Here is a 20,666-nt window from a genome sequence, read left to right as displayed (position 1 = left end):
CGCAACACCTCTCACTCAAATGCAACGTCGAGATTTCCTCTTCTCCAGCCTGGCCGCCGCGGGTGCTGCCGCTGCTCTCAACCCCGCGCGTGCAGCCGGCCGCGAACGCGTTCGCATCGCCTTGATCGGCACCGGCATGCGCGGCCAGGTGCTCCTGCAGGAGCTGGTGCGCCGTGATGATGTCGAGGTCGCTGCCCTCTGCGACATCGATCCCTTCATGCTCAACCGCGCGCTGGGCCAGGTGGCCAAGGCCGGCAAGCCCAAGCCGCGAACTGTTGGCGAGGACGGCGATGCGCAGGCCTGGCGCAAGCTGCTCGATGCTTCCAAGATCGACGGCGTCATCATTGCCACGCCCTGGGAGTTGCATGCCCAGATGGCCATCGCCGCGATGGAGGCCAAGGTGACTGTGGGCTGCGAAGTGGTGGCCGGCGTGACGCTGCAGGACCACTGGGATGTGCTGAACACCCAGCTCAAGACCGGCACGCCCTACATGCTGCTCGAGAACGTCTGCTACCGCCGTGACGTGATGGCCGTGCTGCAGATGGTGCGCGCCGGCTTGTTCGGCGAGCTCGTGCACATGCAGGGTGGCTACCAGCACGATCTGCGCGCCGTGAAGTTCAATGCGGGCGTGCCGGGCAAGGCCTATGGCGGCGGCGTCGAATTCGGACCCAAGGGCTGGAGCGAGGCGCGCTGGCGCACCGAGCATTCGGTCAGGCGCAATGGCGAGCTCTACCCGAGCCATGGCATCGGCCCCTGCGCGATGTACGCCAACATTCACCGCGGCAATCGCTTCACCCACATCAACGCCTTCGCCACCAAGGCGCGCGGCCTGCACGGGTATGTGGAGGCGCAAGGTGGCAAGAGCCATCCGAACGCCGCGGTCAAGTTCGCGCTGGGCGATGTTGTGACCACCACGCTGGCCTGCGAGAACGGCGAGACCATCATCCTGCAGCACGACACCTCGCTGCCGCGCCCCTACTCGCTGGGTTTCCGCGTGCAGGGCACCAAGGGCCTGTGGATGGACGTGAACAAGTCGCTGCATGTGGAAGGCATCAGCCCGCCGCACCAGTGGGAGCCCTTCCAGCCCTACCAGGACAAGTTCGAGCATCCGCTGTGGAAGAAGTACGCCGCCACCGCGGCCAGCGCCGGCCATGGCGGCATGGACTTCTTCGTGATCCATTCCTTCATCGAAGCCCTGAAGGCCAGCGCGCCGATGCCGATCGACATCTTCGATGCCGTGGCCTGGAGCGCGATCACGCCGCTGTCTGAGCAGTCGATTGCCAGCGGCTTCAAGACGCTAGAGTTCCCGGACTTCACCGGCGGGCTGTGGAAGACGCGCAAGCCGATCTTCGCTTTCGACGACCGCTACTGACGTGAGCGCGCCAAGCCGCCGTGGATTCCTGCGCCGCCTGGGGCAGGGCGCCGCAGTGGCCGGCGTCGGCGGGCTGCCGCCCGCCATTGCGCGCGCCTTGAGCATTGAGCCCAGCCGCCGCACCGGGACGCTGAAGGATGTGGAGCATGTGGTGATCCTGATGCAGGAGAACCGCAGCTTCGATCACTACTTCGGAACGATGCGCGGCGTGCGCGGCTTTGGCGATCGCTTTGCGATTCCGGTCAGCGATGGTGCGGGCGGCAGCCGGCCCATCTGGCATCAGCCCACGCGCGATGGCAAGGGCTTGATCGCGCCTTTCCACTTGAACACGGCTCAGCAGTTCGCCCACATGCGGATGACGGGCACGCCGCACAGCTGGGCCGACGCACAAGCCGCCTGGGACCAGGGCCGCATGAGCGCCTGGCCGCGTGCCAAGCATGACCATTCGATGGGCTATTTCCGTGCGGAAGACATTCCCTTCCAGCATGCGCTGGCCAATGCCTTCACGCTGTGCGATGCCTATCACTGCTCGGTGCAGACGGGCACCTGCACCAATCGCCTGTTCCACTGGACAGGCACGAACGACCCGCTCGGCCTGGCCGGCGGCCCCGCCACAGACAACAGCCACGAGTTCTTCAAGCCCGACCCAGCCGACGACTATCACTGGACGACCTACCCGGAGCGGCTGCAGGCGGCAGGCATCCACTGGCAGGTCTACCAGAACATGGCAGACAACTTCCATGACAACCCGCTGGCGGGTTTCCGGTCCTTCCGCGACGCCTGGTATGGGCGGCCTGGGTACTCGCAGGAGCTGAAGCAGCGCGGTATCAGCACGCGCAATCTGGATCTCCTGAAAGAAGATGTCCAGAACAATCGCCTGCCCCAGGTCTCATGGATCGTGGCGACCGAAGAAGGTTCGGAGCATCCCGACCCCTCGAGCCCGGCGCAAGGCGCCGACTACACGGCCCGGGCGCTGGATGCGCTGACCAGCAATCCGGAGGTCTGGAGCAAGACCGTGTTCCTGGTCAATTTCGACGAGAACGACGGCTTCTTCGACCACATGCCGCCGCCAGCGCCGCCGTCCTATCTGCAATGGCATGCGGACCCTGCCCAGGCGAGCTTTGCCGGCGCATCGACCGTGAGCACCGAGGGCGAGTACCACGAGGTTCTGAACGGTACTTCGCCGAAGACGCTGCATCGGCCCTATGGCCTGGGCCCGCGCGTGCCGCTCTATGTGGTCTCGCCCTGGAGCCGCGGCGGCTGGGTCAATTCGCAGGTGTCTGACCACACCTCGGTCATCCGATTCCTGGAAGCGCGCTTCGGTGTGATGGAGCCCAATATCAGCGCCTGGCGCCGCGCCGTCTGTGGTGATCTGACCTCGGCCTTTGACTTCGCCAAGCCCAGCGATCTGGCCTTCTTCAAGCACTTGCCGCTGACGCAGGCGCTCGCTGACCGCGCGCGCAAGTTGCCAGCGCAGACGACGCCAGCGCGGCCGAGCAGGCTCGAACTGCCGCAACAGGAAGCGGGCGTGCGCCCGGCTCGGCCGTTGCCGTATGCGCCCGTATTGGCAGCGCGCGTGAACGCCGACACAGCGACGCTGGAGCTGGGTTTTGGCAATGAGGGCCTGGCAGCGGTGGTGTTTCATGTCTACGACCGCCTGGCGCTGCAGGAGATACCGAGGCGCTACACGGTGGAGCCTGGCCTGCGCTTGCAGGCGGAGTGGGCAGGGCAGGGCCCGGACGCCGCCTACGACCTGTGGGTGCTGGGGCCGAATGGTTTCCATCGGCGTCTGTCGGGTTCGGCCGCCGACGCCGACGCCGACGTCGAGGTGGATGTGGCTGTGGCGGCACATGGCGACGAGCTGCGGATCAGCGTGAGCAACTCCGGCACGCGGCCGCACCGCATTGCCATCCGCGCCGAGAAGTACCGCGACCCGGGCCCGATCTGGCAAGACCTGGCACCCGGCGAGCAGCGGGCCTTGCGCTGGCCGCTGCTCGAGAGCCAGCATTGGTATGACTTCAGTGTCACGGTGGTCGGCCTGGCAAGCTTCGCGCGTCGATTGGCCGGCCATGTGGAAACCGGGCGGGCGTCGACCAGTGATCCAGCGCTGGGCGATCCGCGCTGATCGCGGGTCTGCCGCAGCACCCGATTTGCAGCGCTGCGCTTAGGATTCCGGTCGCCCAATGCCGGGCGGGAGATTCAATATGGCGTCGCTTCGCAAGCTGGGTCTGGTCTGCGTGTTCGGTCTGCTTTCCGCAGCGCTGCAGGCGGCGACATTGGCCGAGTTGACGAAGCAGCTGGAGGCGCAGCCAGGCTTCATCGATGCCTGGCGTGATTCGGCGAAGGGTCGGGTCTTGCTCTCGGTATCGAAACTCGACCAGCCTTTCCTGCTGCTCAGCTCCCTGCCTTCCGGCCTGGGCTCGAATGACGTCGGCCTCGACCGTGGCCAGCCCGGTGAAGCGCGTCTGGTGCATTTTGAGAAGCGCGGGGCCAAGCTCTTGCTGGTGCAGGAGAACACACGCTTCCGCGCCAGCGCCAGCAATCCTGCCGAGCGGGCCAGCGTGGTCGAAGCCTTTGCCGCTTCGGTGCTGTGGTCCGGCGAGATTCTGGCCAGCGAGGCCGGCAGCCATCTGGTGGATTTCTCCAGCTTCCTGCTGGCCGACCGCCACGGCATCGCCAGCCGGCTGCGCGACAGCAGGCAGGGCGCCTACCGCGTAGACGAAAAGCGCAGTGCGGTGCTGGTGGAACAGAGCAAGAACTTTCCGGCCAATACCGAGCTGGAGTCCCTGCTGACCTTCGATGGCCCAGGCGATGGCAACTTCATCCGCGATGTGGCCATGGAGGGCACGAGCCTGACGCTGCGCCAGCACATCAGCCTGATCAAGCTGCCTGAGCCCGGCTTCCAGCCGCGGGCCTATCACCCGGCATCGGGAGGCATCGACATCAGCCATGCCGACTTCAGCACGCCGCTGGGCCAGAGCCTGCACGTGGCCTGGCAGATCCGCCATCGGCTGGAGAAGACCGAGCCGTCTGCGGCTGTGAGCGCGGTCAAGAAGCCCATCGTCTACTACCTTGATCGTGGCACGCCCGAGCCGGTGCGCTCGGCCCTGCTGGACGGCGCGCGCTGGTGGGCCACCGCCTTCGAGAAGGCAGGCTTCAAGGACGCCTATCGCGTGGAGTTGCTGCCCGAGGGCGTCGACCCGATGGACGCGCGCTACAACGTGATCCAGTGGGTGCATCGCGCCACGCGCGGCTGGTCGTATGGCGCGCCGATTGCCGACCCGCGCACCGGCGAGATCATCAAGGGCGTGGTGATGCTCGGCTCGCAGCGCGTGCGTCAGGACATCCTGATCGCAGAGAGCCTGCTGGCTGCCTATGCCAAGGGCGGCGAAGCGAAGCAGAAGCAGGCGCTGGACATGGCGCTCGCGCGGCTGCGCCAGCTCTCGGCACATGAGGTGGGCCACACGCTGGGCTTCTCCCACAACTTTGCGGCCAGCCGCGCCGGCAACGGCTCGGTGATGGACTATCCGCATCCGCTGGTGAAGCTCGATGCGGCCGGCAATGTCGATCTGCGCGACGCCTATGGTGATGGCCTGGGCCCCTGGGACGACTTCATCGTCCAGCATGCCTATGGCCAGTTCGGTTCGGCTGCAGAAGAAAGTGGGGCGCTCGCTCGGCTGCGGGCACAGGCCAAGGCGCGGGGCCTGCGCTATGTGGGCGACAGCGATTCGCGCAGTCCGGGCAGCCAGCATCCCGACGGCGTGCTGTGGGACTTCGGCGCCGACTCGATCAAGACCTGGGACCAGGTGATGGCCGTCCGCCAACGCGCACTGCAGACCTTCTCCATCGACGTGCTCCCGGCCGAGCGGCAGCTCGGCGAACTGGAAGCGCGGCTGGTGCCGGTCTATCTGCTGCATCGCTACCAGGGCGAGGCATTGGCTCATCTGCTGGGCGGTGCCGAGTTCGAGTACGGCCTGGCTGGCGATGCACGTGCCGGCGCAGTGCGAGCGGGCGCGAAGCCAGTGGCGGCGGCGGTTCAGCGTCAGGCCCTGGCCCGCTTGACCGCTGCCTTGCAGGCCGAGAACCTGAGCCTGCCGGCAGCGCTGCTCGAGCAACTCTCGCCGCCGTCCGAAGGCTACGAACGCGGTCGCGAGTATTTTCCCAATCGCATGAGCACGCAGTTCGATCCGCTGTCGGCCACGCAATCGGCGGCGGCGCATTTCGGCAGCCTGCTCCTGAATGCAGAGCGGCTCAACCGTCTCGCCTGGCAGCATGCGCGCGACGCGGCACAGCCGGGCGCTGGCGAAGTGATCGATCAGCTCTTGCAGGCGACCTGGAAGCGATCTTCCGCTCCCAAGAACCAGCCCACCGCGCAGGCGGTGCAGACGGCGGTCAACTGGGTGATGGTCGACGCGATGCTGGGCCTGCTCGATGGCGGGCGGCTGCATGCCGGCGTTGATGCTGAGCTGCGGCAGCGGCTGCGAGAGTTGGCTGAGTGGCTGCGCAAGCAGCCGAGCGATGCCAGCCGCAAGGCAGCAGCCGAGCTGATCCAGTCCTACCTGGCCAATCCGCAGACCGTGAAACTGCGCCGCCTGCCGCAGGTGCCGCCGGGAGCGCCGATCTGAAGTGAGGAGAGCGTGTCGAGGAAGAGGCGAGGCAGAATGCAAAAAGCCACCGCTAGGGGGGCCTAGGGTGGCTTATGCGCCTGAGTACTTGCGTACAAAGACTTTGTTTGGTGGCGCTTCAGGGAAGCGACACCAAAACCTCGTTTGAACGACGAAAGCGTCTGTAAATCAACAGCTTACGACCATGCGCAGGGGTGCCACATGGTCTCTGGCTGGTGTCACCCTCAAGTGTACCTGTTGAGGCGTCAGGGGCGCTTGCACGAACCTTGGCACGGTCAGTTGTATTGAGTTCATGACTGGGTGCATTGAAGTCATTACGTTTTGCATTGAAATCAGGCTCGTGTGGAGATCCGTATGTGCAAAGGTCGACATGTACCAGACGCCTGTCTCAACATGCCGTTCGATTGCATCCAGGCGAAGCGTCACGATCTCCTTGAGTCGTGTTCCAAGGTGCAGACCGATCAACGGCCCCCAAAAGTAGTCAGCTGCCCGGTTGTGAGCCAGGTAGCTCTTGGGTTCAAAGATTTTTCGCAGGTGTTCAGTCGAAAACGGGTCGTAGTGCTGGTTCTCACGGTTTGATTGCATTGCTCACTGGCTCGTGATCGAGCCACTTGAACTGACATCAGCTGTTGCCGACGTGGCCAGCAGACAAGGAGTCGCTGACGACCGAATTCCGTCCGGACGCTTTTGCGGCGTAAAGGCATGCATCAGCCAGGCGCAGCACCTCGCGCTCGTCGACATGGGCCGGGGAGGCCATGGCCAGGCCGATACTCATGGTGACCCGCCCCACATGCGGGTCTTCCGCCACCTCCGCAGCCTCGCGGAGTTTCTCTGCGACGCAGGTGGCCGTCGACAGATCGGTGTCTGGCAGCACGACCAGAAACTCCTCGCCGCCAAAACGGGCCACAAAGTCGCTCTCGCGCAGCGAGACCGCCAGCAGATTCGCGACCCCGCTCAGCACACGATCGCCCTCGGCATGACCATGCCTGTCGTTGATTCGCTTGAAGTTGTCGATGTCGACCATCAAGACCGCATAGCCCATCAGGGAGCGCTTCATGCGCACGAACTCGCTGCGCAGGCGTTCGTCGGCGGCCCGCCGGTTGGGCAGGCCTGTCAGCGGATCCTGTCGGGCGATCTGGCTCAGCTCCTCGTTCGCGATCTCCAGGGCCCGGGTCCGCTCGGCTACCAGACGCTCCAGTCGCAGATTGTTGTCGGCCAAGTCACGCCGCTGATCAAGCAGAGTGCCAGCCATGCCGCGCAGCGCTTCGGCCAAGTCATGCACTTCCACCGTGAGCGCCTCCGTCACTGGCGGAACTGAGACTTCGCCTTGCTCGATCTTGCGCGCCTGCGAGGCCAGCAGCCTCAATGGCCGCGTAATGCGGCCTGATCCCCACCAAACCAGCCCCACGAATACCAGCGTCGTTAACAGGATCGAGGCCACCATGGCTCGCTGCAGTGCCGCGACGTCGGCGAGGGCCCGTTCACACGGCTGCTGGACGATGACGCGCCAACCCAGCGAGCGCCCGGGTTCATCGTCCCGAACCTCCGCCGAACTGTTCAGATAGTCCTTGCCATCCTGCCCGCGAGCGACAGCGAAGTTCTGATCCAAGGGAAACGTGACTGGAATCTGCAGAGGGCTGTTGTACCGGTGCGGATGGATGACGCGGTTCTCGCGATTCACGATCAGGACCTCGACCTGCGACCTTGCAATGCCGGCAGGATAGAGAACCTTGACGACATCGGTGGCCCATCCCCAATCCGCGTGGGCGCCGAGTACACCGCGCAAGCGCCCCTGCTCGTCAAGCAATGGAGCGGCGAAATCGATCAGGTGAGCTCCCTCGCTGTCCTTCTCAATGCCGAGCAGCGGAGCCAGCAGCATTGCTTCATGCAGGTCGCCCGCGACCGTTTGCTCCTTGCCTCGATCGAACCAGGGCCGGTGGCGCACGCTGACGCCACGGAGCAAGTCGCCAGTCGAGGACCTCACGATGCCCTCGGTATCAACGACGCCAAGCCAGACATAGTGCGGATAGGACTTCTGGATGCGTTCAAGGTGCTGCCTGAGCTCGCGCGCGCCCAGCGGCGCGTTGCGAAAGTATGGGCTCTGTGCCAGCAGGCTGAGCTCACGCTTGCGCTCATGAAGGTTGTCGCCAAGTACCGCAGCGACTGCTGACGCGAGGTCGTGCATCGCCTCACCCCGGTCATTCACCAGCTGCTTGACGTACCCGTGGTTGATATAGACATAGATCGGCAGCCAGAGAACCAGCGCAAGGCCGCTGAAAACCAGCATCACCAATGACTTGATTCGAAAACGACGGAGGTCGGGGCGCATGATCAGTTGTCCCTTCAGACCGCAGAGGCCCGCATCTTCTCGAAAGTTGCAAACAGATCTGCGCGCTGCATGCTTTCGCTCATTTCATGGCGCAGACACTGCGCATCAGTACTGCTGTGGGCTTGCCGAAAAAGTAGCCCTGGAAAGCCTGGCACCCCAACTGCTTCAGCAGATTGAACTGCTCGGCGCTTTCCACGCCCTCGGCGATGACGTCCAGGTTCATGCTGCTTGCCAAGGAGATGATGGTGCTTGCGATGGAGGCAGCATTGGGATTGCAGGTGATGTCTCGCACAAAGCTGCGGTCGATCTTGAGCTGGTCGATGGGCATGCGGCTGAGGTAGCTCAGCGATGAATAGCCGGTGCCGAAGTCGTCAAGCGAGAACCGCACACCCAGGCGCTTGAGCCTGGCCATCTTGGCGATGGTTTCATCGATGTCGCTGTGCAGCATGCTCTCGGTCAGCTCGATCCAGAGCAATGTGGGACTCGCACCGCTGTCCCGCAGGGCCGCCTCAACGCAGTCGACAAACTGCGGATCCTTGAATTGGCGCGCGCTGACGTTGACCGCCAGCGTCAGGGCGTCCATGCCGGGCTCGCCACGCCATTCGGCCAGCTGCTTGCAGGCCTGCTCCAGCACCCACTTGCCGATGACGAAGATCAGGCCCGACTGTTCGGCCAGCGGAATGAATTCCGCCGGGGACACCATGCCACGGCCAGGGTGTTGCCAACGCAGGAGTGCCTCGTAGCCCAGGACCTGGCCGTTTGACTCCACCACAGGCTGGTAATGCAGGCGCAGCTGCTCATTTGGCAGGGCTTGCTTCAGTTCATGCAGAAGCTGGATGCGCTCGAGGTTCTGTGCCTGGTGGGCCGGATCAAAGAAGCACTTGCGATCGCGCCCCAGTTCCTTGGCTTGGTACAGCGCCATGTCGGCACGCTTCAGCAGCTCCTCTTCCGACAGGCTGTCACCGCGGAAGATCAGCATCCCGATGCTGGGCGAGCTGTCAACCTGCATGCCGTTGAGCTGATAGGGCTCGTTGACCGCTTTGCGGACCTTGTCGGCAATGCTTCCCGCCAACGCCGTTGCCACGGCGGCATCCGCGCTCAGATCCCCAAGCACGATCACGAACTCGTCGCCCCCCATCCGGGCCACCGTGTCGATCTGGCGCGTGCTGGCCTGCAGGCGTCTGGCCACCTGGCGCAGCATCTCGTCGCCCTGGTCGTGGCCCAGTGAGTCGTTGACCTGCTTGAAATGATCGAGGTCGAGCAGCAGCAGCGCCCCATGTTGACCATCGCGCGCCGAGGCAGCCAGTGCCTGATGCAGGCGATCACTCATCAGGCGCCGGTTGGGCAAGCCGGTCAGGGCATCGTAGAGCGCCATGCGCTGCGCACTCTGCTCGGCCCTCTTGCGCTCGGTGATGTCGGCCCTGATGGCGATGTATTGCACCGGCAGCCCCTGGCCACCGATGAAGGGCACGATCGTCGTGTGTACCCAGTACAGAGAGCCGTCCTTGGCCCGGTTGCAGATCTCGCCATTCCAAACCTGGCCCGACGAGATCGTCTTCCAGAGGTCGACGAAGAAGCTCTTGGGATGGTGGCCGGAATTGATCAGCCGGTGCGTGCTGCCGACAAGCTCGCCACGCGGATACTTGGAGATGGTGCAGAACTTGTCGTTGACGCGCGTGATCACGCCGCGGGCATCGGTCACAGCCACGATGGCATGCGCATCCAGCGCGGCCTTGAGCTCGCTGATCTCGTGCATCGATTCGGCGAGCAAGCGGCGCGCACGGTCACGTTCGGTGTTGTCCTTGAAGATCGCCAGCACGCCGTCAACCTCTGGCCCCTGGCTGTGCTCGGGCACGATGGTGGCCCAGATGTTCTCCGGGTGGCCTGCCGCCGAGATCACCTCGAAATCGAACTCGGCTCGGCGGCCGGCCATGGCCTGTTCGATGAAGGGCTTGACGTGCGGAATCCACTCCGGACGCATGGACTCGAACAGCGAGCGTCCCTCGCAGACCACGACGCCAAGGCCGACCTGGCTGGCGTAGGCCGGGTTGGCATAGCTCAGGCGCAGTTCTCGGTCGAGCTGCACGATGGTCACCGGCACGTTCTTGAGGATGGCGTCGAGCTCCTGATTGCGCTTTTGCAGCAACTGCTCGGCGCGCTCCAGCAGCGCATAGGGTTCCTGCACGCTGCTGTAGAAAACAGCCCGGTAGATGAGGCTGTAGGACAGCAGCTTGTACAAGTGTCCGAAGAGATTCAGGAAGTCCGAGGTCGCCACATAGGTGGTGAAGGCCAGCTCGCCGATGCCGGTCACCACGCAGGCCGTGGCGAGCCAGATCAGCCGGGGCTGCTCCTCGCTGCGGCTGCGCAAGAAAAGCCACGCCCCGGCAGCCAGGTTTGCCGCAAGCAAGACGTATTCAAGCCGTGCCTTGAAGGGCGTCACACCGGTCCCGACCACGAAGATCGTGGGCAGCGCGTCCAGCCGAAACGTCCCGACCAAGAACAGCACTGCAATGGTGAGCACGGCGAGTGCCAGCCAGACGCCGCGCCGGCCCGGAGGTTCGAGCCGCGCTGCCACGAGCAGCACGGTCACGACCTCGATGGTCCTCCCACACAGCCAGAAGAAGATCGCCTTGGCCGTACCGGCATCGCTCAGCAGCGATGGCATGCCATCAAAGCTGATGGCGTGGAAGAGGTCTACACCGGCGACCACGGTGAATCCATACAGCAGCAGCTTTGGCTTCCCGGCACCCTGCCGACCTGCGGCATGCCAGGCCATTGATGCCACCATCACCGAGACCACGACGGCGAACATCTCAAGCAGCAGGTGGACCGAGGCATGATCAGCCGGCCGCTGTGCGAACAGGCTGATGCGTGGCAGCGCCAACGCGCCGACCATCAAGGCAGCCGCAGCCCCGCAGATCCACCGGGCCTGGTGCCAGGCCGCCTGGTTGGCATCGAAGGCAGGAGCGGTGAGAGCAGGCTTGTTCATGGTTCGGCGGGGCAGCGCGCCGGATCGGAGCCAGCGGATGAAGCCACTGTAGAAAGCAGGACAGCCGCCGGCTGTAGGGGATTCTTGACGCGCCGGGTAGGGCCAGCTTGCGCGACGCCAGCCCATTCGAGAGCCGGCTCAGCGCGCTCGTGCTGCGCCCACCGGCACTTCCATCATCCGCACCGTCGCGCTGGGCGCCTGCATGACCTGCGCCGGATCGTGCGAGTCCGAGGCGCAGATGAACAGATGCCGGCCCTCGGGCCCGCCGAGCGCCACGGCGTAGGCCTGCGAGTCCAGGGCAATGCGCTCGACGATCTCGCCGCCCGGCCGCACCCGCAGTACCGCGTCGCGACCCTCGGGGTTGGCCAGCCAGACCGCGCCTTCGGCATCCAGGGCGATGCCGTCCGGATGCACGTCGGCAGGCAGCGGCGCATAGAGGCGGCGATTCGAGAGCGCTCCTTCGTCATCGATATCGAAGGCAGTCAGGCGGTGGCCCATGCACTCCGCAACGATCAGGGTCCGCCCGTCCGGCGTGATCGCCATGCCGTTGGGGAAATGCAGGCCGCCGGCTGCCAGCCGCACCTGCCCGTCGCCCGCCACGCAGGCGATCACGCAGGTGTCGACAGGCTGGAGCTCCGGGTTCCAGAAGTTGTAGCCGATATCGCCGACGTAGAGACGGTCGTGTTCATCAACGATGCCGTCGCTCAGACAGAAGCAGGTCAGCGCGCCGATGTCGGCCAGCTGCTGCAGGAACTGGCCGTCCCAGCGGTAGACCTGGCGCTGCAACGCAGCGCCCACCAGGATGCTGCCGTCACGGCGAAAGCCGAAGCCGTTGGGCTTGAACGGCAGCTCGAGTGCCGTTTCCAGGCGCCCCGACAGGTCCACATGCCTGATGGCCTGGCCATGGATGTCGAGGAACCAGAGGCGGCCTTCATGCCAGCGCGGGCTCTCCGCAAAGTGCAGGCCCTGGCCAATCCCGACCAGGGTCCGGATCGCCGCGCCGCTCATTTGCTGAGGATGTGGATGGCGACGGCGGCTTCTTCCACACCGACCATGCCGCCGCCGTTCTCCTGGATCGCATGGCGAGCGCCATGCACCTGGCGCTCGCCGGCCTCGCCGCGCAGCTGGGTCACCAACTCAAACAGCTGGCCGATGCCGGTGGCGCCCAGTGGATGACCCTTGGACTCCAGGCCGCCGGACACATTGATCGGGATGCGCCCGCCGAGCGTGAAGTCGCCTCGCTCGGCCGCCGGACCGCCTTCGCCCAGCGGCACGAAGCCGAGGTTCTCGGCCTGGATGATTTCGCCCATGGCCGCGGCGTCGTGCACCTCGGCCACCTGCATGTCCTGCGGGCCGAGGCCGGCGATTTCATAGGCCTGCCGGGCGGCCAGGCGGCCGATGTGCAGCTCGGGTTGTGTGTGGCTGCGGTTGCTGAAGCTGCGCACCACGCTGGCCGCGACCTTGATGCAGCGCGAGCGGTCGGCGCCGATGCGCTTGAGGCCGGCCTCGGTGCACAGGATGACGGCGGCCGAGCCGTCCGACAGCGGCGCACACATCGGCAGCGTCAGCGGGTAGGTGATCGGCGGCGCCGCCAGGATCTGCTCAATGCTGAAGCTCTTGCGGAACTGCGAGAAAGGGTTGAGCACCGAGTGCGCATGGTTCTTGGCCGCTACGGCGGCGATCTGGCGCTGCGTGGTGCCGAAGGTCTTCATGTGCAGGCGGCACATGGCGGCGTAGATGGCCATGAACTTGCTGTAGGGCTTGTCGGACTCCGAGCCTTCGGGCACCTCGATGCCCTCGCCCATCTTGATCAGCGTCTCGTAGTTCTGCTCGGCGCGGGCCACGTCCCAGCCGGCTTCCATGACGGTCAGGGCGCGCAGCTTGTCGGGGATGTTCATCTTCTCGCAGCCCAGGGCCAGGGCCACGTCGGCGCTGCCGGCCTTCAGCGACTGGATCGCCAGGTGCACGGCCGAGCTGCCGGCGGCGCAGCCGTTGTCGATGTTGAAGATCGGGATCTGGGAGATGCCGATCTTGCTCATCACGACCTGGCCGGGGATGGCGAACTGACCCTGCAGCGGGCCGTTCGTGATGCCCGCGTAGTAAGCGGTGTCCAGCTGCTCAATGCTGCAGCCGGCGTCCTTCAGCGCGCCCCGCAGGGCCTCGGCGGCCAGGTCTTCCAGGCTGCGCTCGGGGTGGCGGCCGAACACGGTCATGGCGATGCCGGCGATGTAGATGTTGCTCATGGGAGTTCTCTTGTCAGGGTGTGGGGAGGTCGCCGCGGGCCGCTTCAGATCTTGCGGTCCTGGTCTTTCCAGTACGTCGCGCGCAGGTCCTTCTTCAGCACCTTGCCGACTGGGCTGCGAGGCAGCGCCTCGACGATGTCAACGCTCTTCGGAGCCATCACGCTGCCGAGCTTGCGCTTGCACAGCTCGATCAGCTCCTCGGCACCGACGCTGTGGCCCTCGTTCAGCTCCACCACCGCCTTGACCGCCTCGCCCCATTGCGCATCGGGCACGCCGACCACTGCGCAGTCGCGCACCGCCGGGTGAGACCAGATCACCTGTTCGACCTGGCTCGGATAGACGTTGAAGCCGCCCGAGATGATCATGTCCTTCTTGCGGTCGGTGATGTGCAGGTAGCCCTCGTCGTCGATGCTGCCCACGTCGCCCGTGTGCAGCCAGCCGTCGACGATGGTCTCGGCGGTCTTCTCGGGCTCCTTGTAGTAGCCCTTCATCACCAGGTCGCCGCGCACGCAGATCTCTCCGGTCTCGCCGCGCTCGAGGATTCGCCCCTCATCGTCCAGGATCTCGACCTGGATCAGCGGGTTGGGCCGGCCCACGGAGGCAAGGCGCTGGTCCGGCGCCAGCTGGCCATCGACCAGATGCTCGGACGGTGGCAGGTAGGAGATCGAACCCGGTGCTTCGGTCTGGCCGTAGCCGCCCATCATCACCGGGCCGAACACCTTGATCGCCTGCTTCAGCTTCTCGACGGACATCGGTGCCGCGCCGTACGAGAAGTAGCGAAGGGAGGAGAAGTCGATCTTCTTGGCTAGGTCGGGGATGTCCAGCAGCCGGTAGATCACGGTGGGCGGCAGGAAGATCTCGGTGACGCGATGCCTCGGGATAGCCGCCAGCATTAACGCCGGGTCCGGCTTGGAGAGGATCACCACGCTGCCGCCACGCGCCGTGGTGGGCAGCGACAACACGCCCGAGGTGTGCGTCATCGGCGCAGCCGCCAGGTTCACCGGCCGCTGCGCGTCGTCGTAGGGGCAGGCCATCATGTACTGCGCCACCAGCGTCTGCAGGCTGCGGTGCGTATTCATCACGCCCTTGGGCACGCCGGTCGTGCCGCCGGTGGGCGACAGCGCCACCACGTCGTCCAGATCCACGGCCACATGCGGCTTGCTGCTCGGCTGCTTGGCGGTCCATGCGTGGAGCGACACGGCGCCGGCCACCTCGGGCGCCTCGCCGTCAATGCAGATCCAGTGACGTACCTTGGGCAGCAAGGGCTGTAGCGCGGCGACCGTGGGCGAGAAGTAGTGCTGGAAGAACAGCACCTCGCAGTCGAAGCGGTCCAGCACGTACTGGTTCTCTTCGGCACTGTTGCGAGCGCCCACGGGCAGCCAGCACAGGTTGGCGCGCCACAGGCCCAGCGCGCATGCCCAGGCCGTGGTGTCGTTGAGCGCCCAGACGGCGCCCTTGGTTTCCTTTTTCAGGCCGGCCGCGAGCAGCGCATGGGCGATGCGGCAGCTCAGTGTGCCGACCTCGTCGAAGCTGTAGACGCGGTCGTCCTGAATGTAGGCGGCGCCCTGCGGGTTGATGCGCCAGCCGCGGTCGAAGAAGTCGATGATGGCCATGGTGTCTGAAGCTTTGGGGGTGGAGAACGGCGGCTCAGTCGACGAAGGCGACCACGCGGGCCGGTGCGGCACTGCAGCGCGCCAGCTTGATCGGGAAGAAACCGACCATGAAGCCGCTGGCTGGCAGGGCGCCGAGGTTGGTCAATTGCTGGACGATGAAGGCCTCGCGCTCGACGATGGCCTTGTGGCCATCCCACAGCACGGTGGGGTCGCCGCCCTCCTTGAAGCGGCGGGCCATCACGCCGAACGGCAGGTCCCAGCCCACGGCATCGGTGCCGAGGATGGTCGCGCCCAGCTGGGTCAGGTGAAGCGTGGAGGCGCGGCTCATGCCGGGCTGCAGGAAGAACTCCGGATCGCTCAGCGTATAGCGCTCCTGGCCGGTGCGGATCAGCACCGCGTCACCCGGCTGAACGCGCCGCCCGGCGGCCTGCATGGCCGACTCCAGCATCTCGACGGTGATCTCCAGCGCCGGCCGGGCCCACGGGCGCACGTCCAGCACCAGGCCGGGCCGGAACAGCTCTTCCAGGCCGATGTCAGTGATGGTGCGCGCCGGCGCGCCGCCGCTGGCGGAGCCGCTGTGCAAGGGCGCATCAACGTGGGTGCCGCAATGCGAGGACATGTCGCTGAGCATCTCGGCGCCCCAGCCCTCGCCGTAAGGCATGTCCTCATGGCGGCAACCGAGGTAGCGGCAGAACTCGTCGCGCCCTTTGGCCTCGGCCGGATGCATGTACTCGATCGCCGGCGCCACCACGCCGGCCGCAGCCGCGAGGTGGGGTGGAAGCTTGGTCCGGTTGTCGGGGTCCAAGGTCGCGGTGAGGTCGATCAGGCGTGTCATCGGGCGTCCTTTGTCGCTGCAGGAACCGAGGGGTCCCATGGGTATGGCGACGCAGTGTCCCGGCGCGGACCGGCCGAGGTCTATCGGATTTCCGCAAGCTGCGGAGAACCCCGCAGCGCGGTCAGGAATCAGGCACCGCGGCGGCGCAGCGTGTCCGAGGGCAGCTCGTCGAACACGTCTTTGTAGGCCTTGGCGAACTCGCCAAAATGCCAGAAGCCCCACAGCAACGCGATCTCGGAGACCGTGGCGCTGCCCGGCGGCGCATTCAACAGGGCATCACGCACCCGGTGCAGGCGCAGCCGCGCCAGGTAGGCCACCGGGGTCAGCCCCATCACCTGCTTGAACGCATATTCCAGCGCACGCTCGCTGACATGGGCGACCTTGCACAGGTCCGACACATAGACCCGCTCGCCGATGTTTGCCATGGCGTGGTCCTCCGCCAGCTTGACCGCACGGCTCTGAGCCTGGCGAGTCAACTCGGTGCGCGCCGGCTCGCTGTCGATCGAGCTGCGCAGCGCGGTCAGCAGCAGCTCGATCAGCTCGGCATGGGCCGCATCGCGTTCATCCTGGCTGCCGTTGAACAGCTCGGGATCGGCCTGGGCCGTCTCGACCAGCCGCATGCCCCAGTCGAACAGCTGGCGCAGCGCGAGCGCATCGGCCTGCAGCGTCTCGACCTGGCGCGGCAGCCGGTACTCGTCCATACGTTGACGCGCGCGCAGGTGCGTCTCGATGCTCTCGGGCGCCAGCAGCACCGCGATGCTCTGCCAGCCGGCATCGGCGACGAAGCCGACCTCGGTCTCGGGCGCCACCGCCAGCAGCCGATCGGGCCGCACCGCCACGCCGTTGACCGAGCCTTGCGTGTCCTCGCCGAAACAGACGTAGGCCAGGTGGCCGCGGTGCACCGCCGTGCGCGTGCGCATGCGCAGATTGCTGGCATGGAAGACCACGGTGGAGCCGCCCAACTGCACGACGACGCGTCGCGCGCGCAAGGGGCTCAGCTGCAGCTGCACCGCATCGACGGCCAGCAGCTCCACGCCCGAGTTCGCATCGGTCGGGTCCGTGAATTCCTGAACGATCACGGCGCTGGGGGGCTGGGGAGCGATGGGAGTCACGACGTTGGGCTTTGCGGATTTCCGATAGACGCTGCACCAGCCACGAACCGAGACTCGCGCCACGTTGCCGCCGGTGCGGCCGTTGGCGCAATCCAGGCAGACCTTGATGCTGTCCCGGATCGTACCAACAGCCCATGGGCGTGCGGTCGTGCATGCAAACGCCACCATCGACAAGGACCTCGTCAACGAGGAAAAGAATATGGGCCAGAGACAAACCACACCCTCGCACCGCCGCCTCCGGCGGTCCCTGCCCGGCCTCGCGGCTGCGGCCCTGTGCTGCGGCGCCACGCTTGCGCAGGCCGCCAGCATCGAAACCGGCAATGCCGATCTCACGATCAACTGGGACCACACGCTGCGCTACAACCTCGGCCAGCGCCTGCAGAAGGCCGATGCGGCCATCCTCGGCAATGCGAATGCCGACGACGGTGACCGCAATTTCGCCAAGGGCTCGATCGTCACCAACCGGATCGACGTGCTGTCCGAATTCGACGTGACCTGGAAGCGCAGGGCCGGCTTGCGCCTGAGCGCCGCCGGCTGGTACGACGCGGCCTATCGAAGCCTGGACAACACCAGCACCGCCAGTGCCAACACCCTGCAGGGCGGGCTGCCGGTGGCCGGCCAGCTGAGCACCTACACGCAGCGCTTCGGCAAGGGCTTCTCGGGCGAGATGCTGGACTGGTTCTTGTTCGCGAACCTCAAGGCCGGCGACATGCCGTTGAACGTCCGCCTGGGCCAGCACACGGCCTACTGGGGCGAAGGCCTGCTGCTGGGCGGCCTGCTGCATGGCATTGCCTATGGCCAGAATTCGGTGGACGCCTGGAAGCTGCAGGCCACACCGGGCGCCGAGGCCAAGGAGTTCATCCGCCCACGCGGCGCGCTGAGCCTGCAGATGCAGCCGACGCAGGACCTGTCACTGGCCGCGCAGTGGTTCTACAACTGGCAGGCTGTGCGCTCGCCCGAGTCCGGCAGTTATCTGTCAGGCACCGACATGCTTGTGTTCGGCGGCGACTCGCTGATCACCGGCCCCAACCCGTTCGCCGCCCTGATCCCCGGCGCGCCGGCCGCGCTGCGCATGTGGAATGCGCAGGCGATCAAGCCCTCGAGCTATGGCAACCGCCATGACTACGGCGTTTCGGCGCGGTGGAATCCGGCATGGCTGGACGGAACCGCAGGCCTCTACTTCCGCAACAGCACCGACGTGCTGCCGCAGCTGATGCTGATGCCGGGCGTGGCCACGGTGCCCGCAGCCACCTGCACTGCCCTGGGCGGCACCGCGCTGGCGCCGACCACCTGCCTCGTCAACACCGCGGCCACCACGGTGGCCGACCTGCAGAAGTACGGCAAGGCGGGCCTCTACCGCACGTCCTACGGCAAGGACATCCAGATGCTGGCCGTCAGCCTCTCGAAGAACATCGCGGGCGTCTCGGTGGGCGCGGAACTCTCGCAGCGACGCAACATGCCCCTGGTCAGCGATGCGGTGACCGTGCTCCCAGCCGCGCTGACCGCCAGCACCGCGGGCGCCATTGCCACCACCGCGATCCCGGCCAACGGCGACGCGCCGGGCGCGCGCGGCACGACCTGGCATGGCCTCGTCAACGGCACCTATGTCGTGCCGAGCACACCGCTGTTCGACACCGCCTCGATCGCCGCCGAGCTGACCTGGATGCAGGTCAGCGAGGTGACGCAGAACGCCGCGGTCTACAAGGGCCGCGACGCCTACACGGCCATCGACAAGCCGAGCAAGCGCTACTGGGGCCTGGCGATCAACTTCTCGCCCACCTGGTACCAGGTGCTGCCAGGCGTGGACCTGAGCGCCCCGATCTCCTGGAACCAGGGCATTGGCGGCAATGCGGCCACCACCTTCGGCGGCAACCGTGGTGCGGGCAGCTGGAGCCTGGGCCTGGCGGCCACGCTGCAGCAGGCCTACACGGCCAACCTGTCCTACCTGCGCTACTACGGCGACTACTCGACCAACCCGGCCAATGGCGCCGCCACGGTCTTCAACGGCTCCAGCGCGTCCATCAGCGACCGCGGCTGGATCTCGCTCACGCTCAAGGCCAGCTTCTAAGGAACCCCGCCATGCTCAAGATGAAAACCACGATGGCCCTGGCCATCACCCTGCTGCAGGCCGGCGCGGCCTTCGCAGCCGTCTCGCCCGAAGAGGCCCGCCAGCTCGGCACCACGCTGACCCCGACCGGCGCCGAGAAGGCCGGCAACAAGGACGGCACCATTCCCGAGTGGACAGGCGGCATGACCATGCCGCCGGCCAAGTTCCAGCCTGGCAGCAACAAGCGTGTCGACCCCTATGCCGACGAGAAGCCGCGCCTGGTGATCACCGGCAAGGACATGGGCGCGCATGCCGACAAGCTGACCGAGGGCACCAAGGAGCTGCTCAAGCGCCATGCCACCATGCGGGTCGACGTATACCCCACGCACCGGCCGGTGTATGTGCCCAAGCACATTGCCGAGAACACGCGCAAGAACGCCACCGGCACCCGCCTCACGGCCGAAGGTCTGGGCACCGAGAACATGCTGGCCGGCTATCCCTTCCCCATCCCCAAGAACGGCAACGAGGTGATGTGGAACCACCTGCTGAACTACCGGGGCCTGGGCTTCAACACCAAGTTCGACACTTGGAATGTCGACGCCTCGGGCCGCGCCTCGCTGGCCACCACCGGCGAAGCCACCTACGCCTGGCCGACCACCGACGCGAAGCGCAGCGGCGTCATCAACGACACCGAACCCTTCTGGCTGCTCAAGTTCAACTACGCCGCCCCGGCGCGCCGCAAGGGCGAGGCCATGATCGTGTGGGACTCGGCCAACCCGCTGAAGCAGGGGCGCCGCGCCTGGCTGTACCTGCCGGGGCAGCGCCGCGTGCGCCTGGCACCCGACATCGCCTACGACACGCCCAACCCCGGCACGGCCGGCGCCAGCACCTACGACGACGCCTCGGTGTTCAACGGCGCGATGGACCGCTTCGACTTCAAGCTCGTGGGCAAGAAGGAGATGATCGTGCCCTACGGCAACTACAAGATGACCTACTGGGCCAAGCCCGCCGAGGTGGCCACGCCCAATCACATCAACCCCGACGTGGTGCGCTGGGAGCAGCACCGGGTCTGGGTGGTCGAGGCCACGCTCAAGCCGGGCAAGCGCCATGTGTACAGCAAGCGCGTCTTCTACATCGATGAGGACAGCTGGGTGGCCGTGGCCTCGGACGAGTACGACGCCCGTGGCCAGCTCTACCGCGCCGGCTTCTCGTTCTCCTCGTTCAGCTACGACGTACCGGCCCAGTGGGTCGACACCCAAGGCTTCTATGACTTCAACGCCGGCGTCTATTCGGTGCCCGGCCTGGTCGGCGAGTACGGCGGCATCCGCTACCTTAGCGAGCTGCCGCCGGACACCTTCTGGTCGGCCGAGCAGTTGGCCGGTCAGGGCATCCGCTGACGCTCGCGGGGAGGGCCGGCGCGTCCTCCCCACCCTGTCCCGTTTCGGGGCGTGGCCCGGTCTCTTGCTGTCTCTCTCCTCTCTCTCGTCCGGGTCACGCCCCA

The 20,666-nt window shown here is 66.1% G+C and carries 12 protein-coding genes; 5 read left to right on the top strand and 7 right to left on the bottom strand.

The genetic code is table 11. The features are described from left to right. The first annotated feature begins 19 nt into the window (after positions 1–19). From V3596_RS12205 to V3596_RS12195, 3 genes are all read left to right on the top strand, one after another. Positions 20–1,372 carry a Gfo/Idh/MocA family protein gene (locus tag V3596_RS12205; RefSeq protein ID WP_334278029.1) on the top strand — a complete coding sequence of 451 codons (1,353 nt, stop codon included), beginning with the start codon at positions 20–22 and terminating at the stop codon, positions 1,370–1,372. Position 1,373: 1 nt separating this feature from the next. Continuing rightward, a complete protein-coding gene (locus V3596_RS12200) occupies positions 1,374–3,497 on the top strand; it encodes a phosphocholine-specific phospholipase C (protein WP_334278028.1) in 2,124 nt (707 codons plus the stop codon). Positions 3,498–3,576: 79 nt separating this feature from the next. Then, entirely contained in the window at positions 3,577–5,997 is a 2,421-nt protein-coding gene (locus V3596_RS12195) for a zinc-dependent metalloprotease (RefSeq protein ID WP_334278027.1), read from the top strand. 622 nt (positions 5,998–6,619) lie between these two features. Here V3596_RS12195 and V3596_RS12190 read toward each other — a convergent pair. The 7 genes from V3596_RS12190 to V3596_RS12160 all read right to left on the bottom strand — a co-directional run bounded on the left by V3596_RS12190 (position 6,620) and on the right by V3596_RS12160 (position 17,118). Beyond that, a complete protein-coding gene (locus tag V3596_RS12190) occupies positions 6,620–8,326 on the bottom strand; it encodes a sensor domain-containing diguanylate cyclase (protein WP_334278026.1) in 1,707 nt (568 codons plus the stop codon). 79 nt (positions 8,327–8,405) lie between these two features. Next, positions 8,406–11,315 carry a bifunctional diguanylate cyclase/phosphodiesterase gene (locus V3596_RS12185; RefSeq protein WP_334278025.1) on the bottom strand — a complete coding sequence of 970 codons (2,910 nt, stop codon included), beginning with the start codon at positions 11,313–11,315 and terminating at the stop codon, positions 8,406–8,408. Positions 11,316–11,453: 138 nt separating this feature from the next. Continuing rightward, on the bottom strand, positions 11,454–12,323 hold the full coding sequence (locus V3596_RS12180) for an SMP-30/gluconolactonase/LRE family protein (RefSeq protein WP_334278024.1): 870 nt from the start codon (positions 12,321–12,323) through the stop codon (positions 11,454–11,456). Further along, positions 12,320–13,558, bottom strand: coding sequence for a thiolase family protein (locus V3596_RS12175; RefSeq protein WP_334278023.1), 1,239 nt, complete (start codon positions 13,556–13,558; stop codon positions 12,320–12,322). The genes V3596_RS12180 and V3596_RS12175 overlap by 4 nt, the downstream gene beginning before the upstream one ends. 44 nt (positions 13,559–13,602) lie before the next feature. Next, the gene (locus tag V3596_RS12170) at positions 13,603–15,171 is read right to left on the bottom strand and encodes an AMP-binding protein (protein WP_334278022.1); all 1,569 of its coding nucleotides are present in this window, start codon (positions 15,169–15,171) and stop codon (positions 13,603–13,605) included. A 34-nt stretch (positions 15,172–15,205) separates the two neighbouring features. Further along, a complete protein-coding gene (locus V3596_RS12165; protein WP_334278021.1) occupies positions 15,206–16,006 on the bottom strand; it encodes a cyclase family protein in 801 nt (266 codons plus the stop codon). A 128-nt stretch (positions 16,007–16,134) separates the two neighbouring features. Further along, positions 16,135–17,118 (bottom strand): helix-turn-helix domain-containing protein, encoded by a 984-nt coding sequence (locus V3596_RS12160; RefSeq protein ID WP_334278020.1) that lies wholly within the window; start codon positions 17,116–17,118, stop codon positions 16,135–16,137. A 106-nt stretch (positions 17,119–17,224) separates the two neighbouring features. On the opposite strand from V3596_RS12160, the gene V3596_RS12155 reads away from it, so the two are divergent. After that, a complete protein-coding gene (locus V3596_RS12155) occupies positions 17,225–19,186 on the top strand; it encodes a DUF1302 domain-containing protein (RefSeq protein ID WP_334278019.1) in 1,962 nt (653 codons plus the stop codon). 11 nt (positions 19,187–19,197) lie between these two features. After that, positions 19,198–20,562 carry a DUF1329 domain-containing protein gene (locus tag V3596_RS12150; RefSeq protein ID WP_334278018.1) on the top strand — a complete coding sequence of 455 codons (1,365 nt, stop codon included), beginning with the start codon at positions 19,198–19,200 and terminating at the stop codon, positions 20,560–20,562. Positions 20,563–20,666: the final 104 nt, after the last annotated feature.

It is taken from the genome of Roseateles microcysteis, from assembly GCF_036880965.1.
Taxonomy (GTDB): Bacteria; Pseudomonadota; Gammaproteobacteria; order Burkholderiales; family Burkholderiaceae_C; genus JAUASW01.
This window is presented reverse-complemented; position numbering and strand designations above follow the sequence as displayed.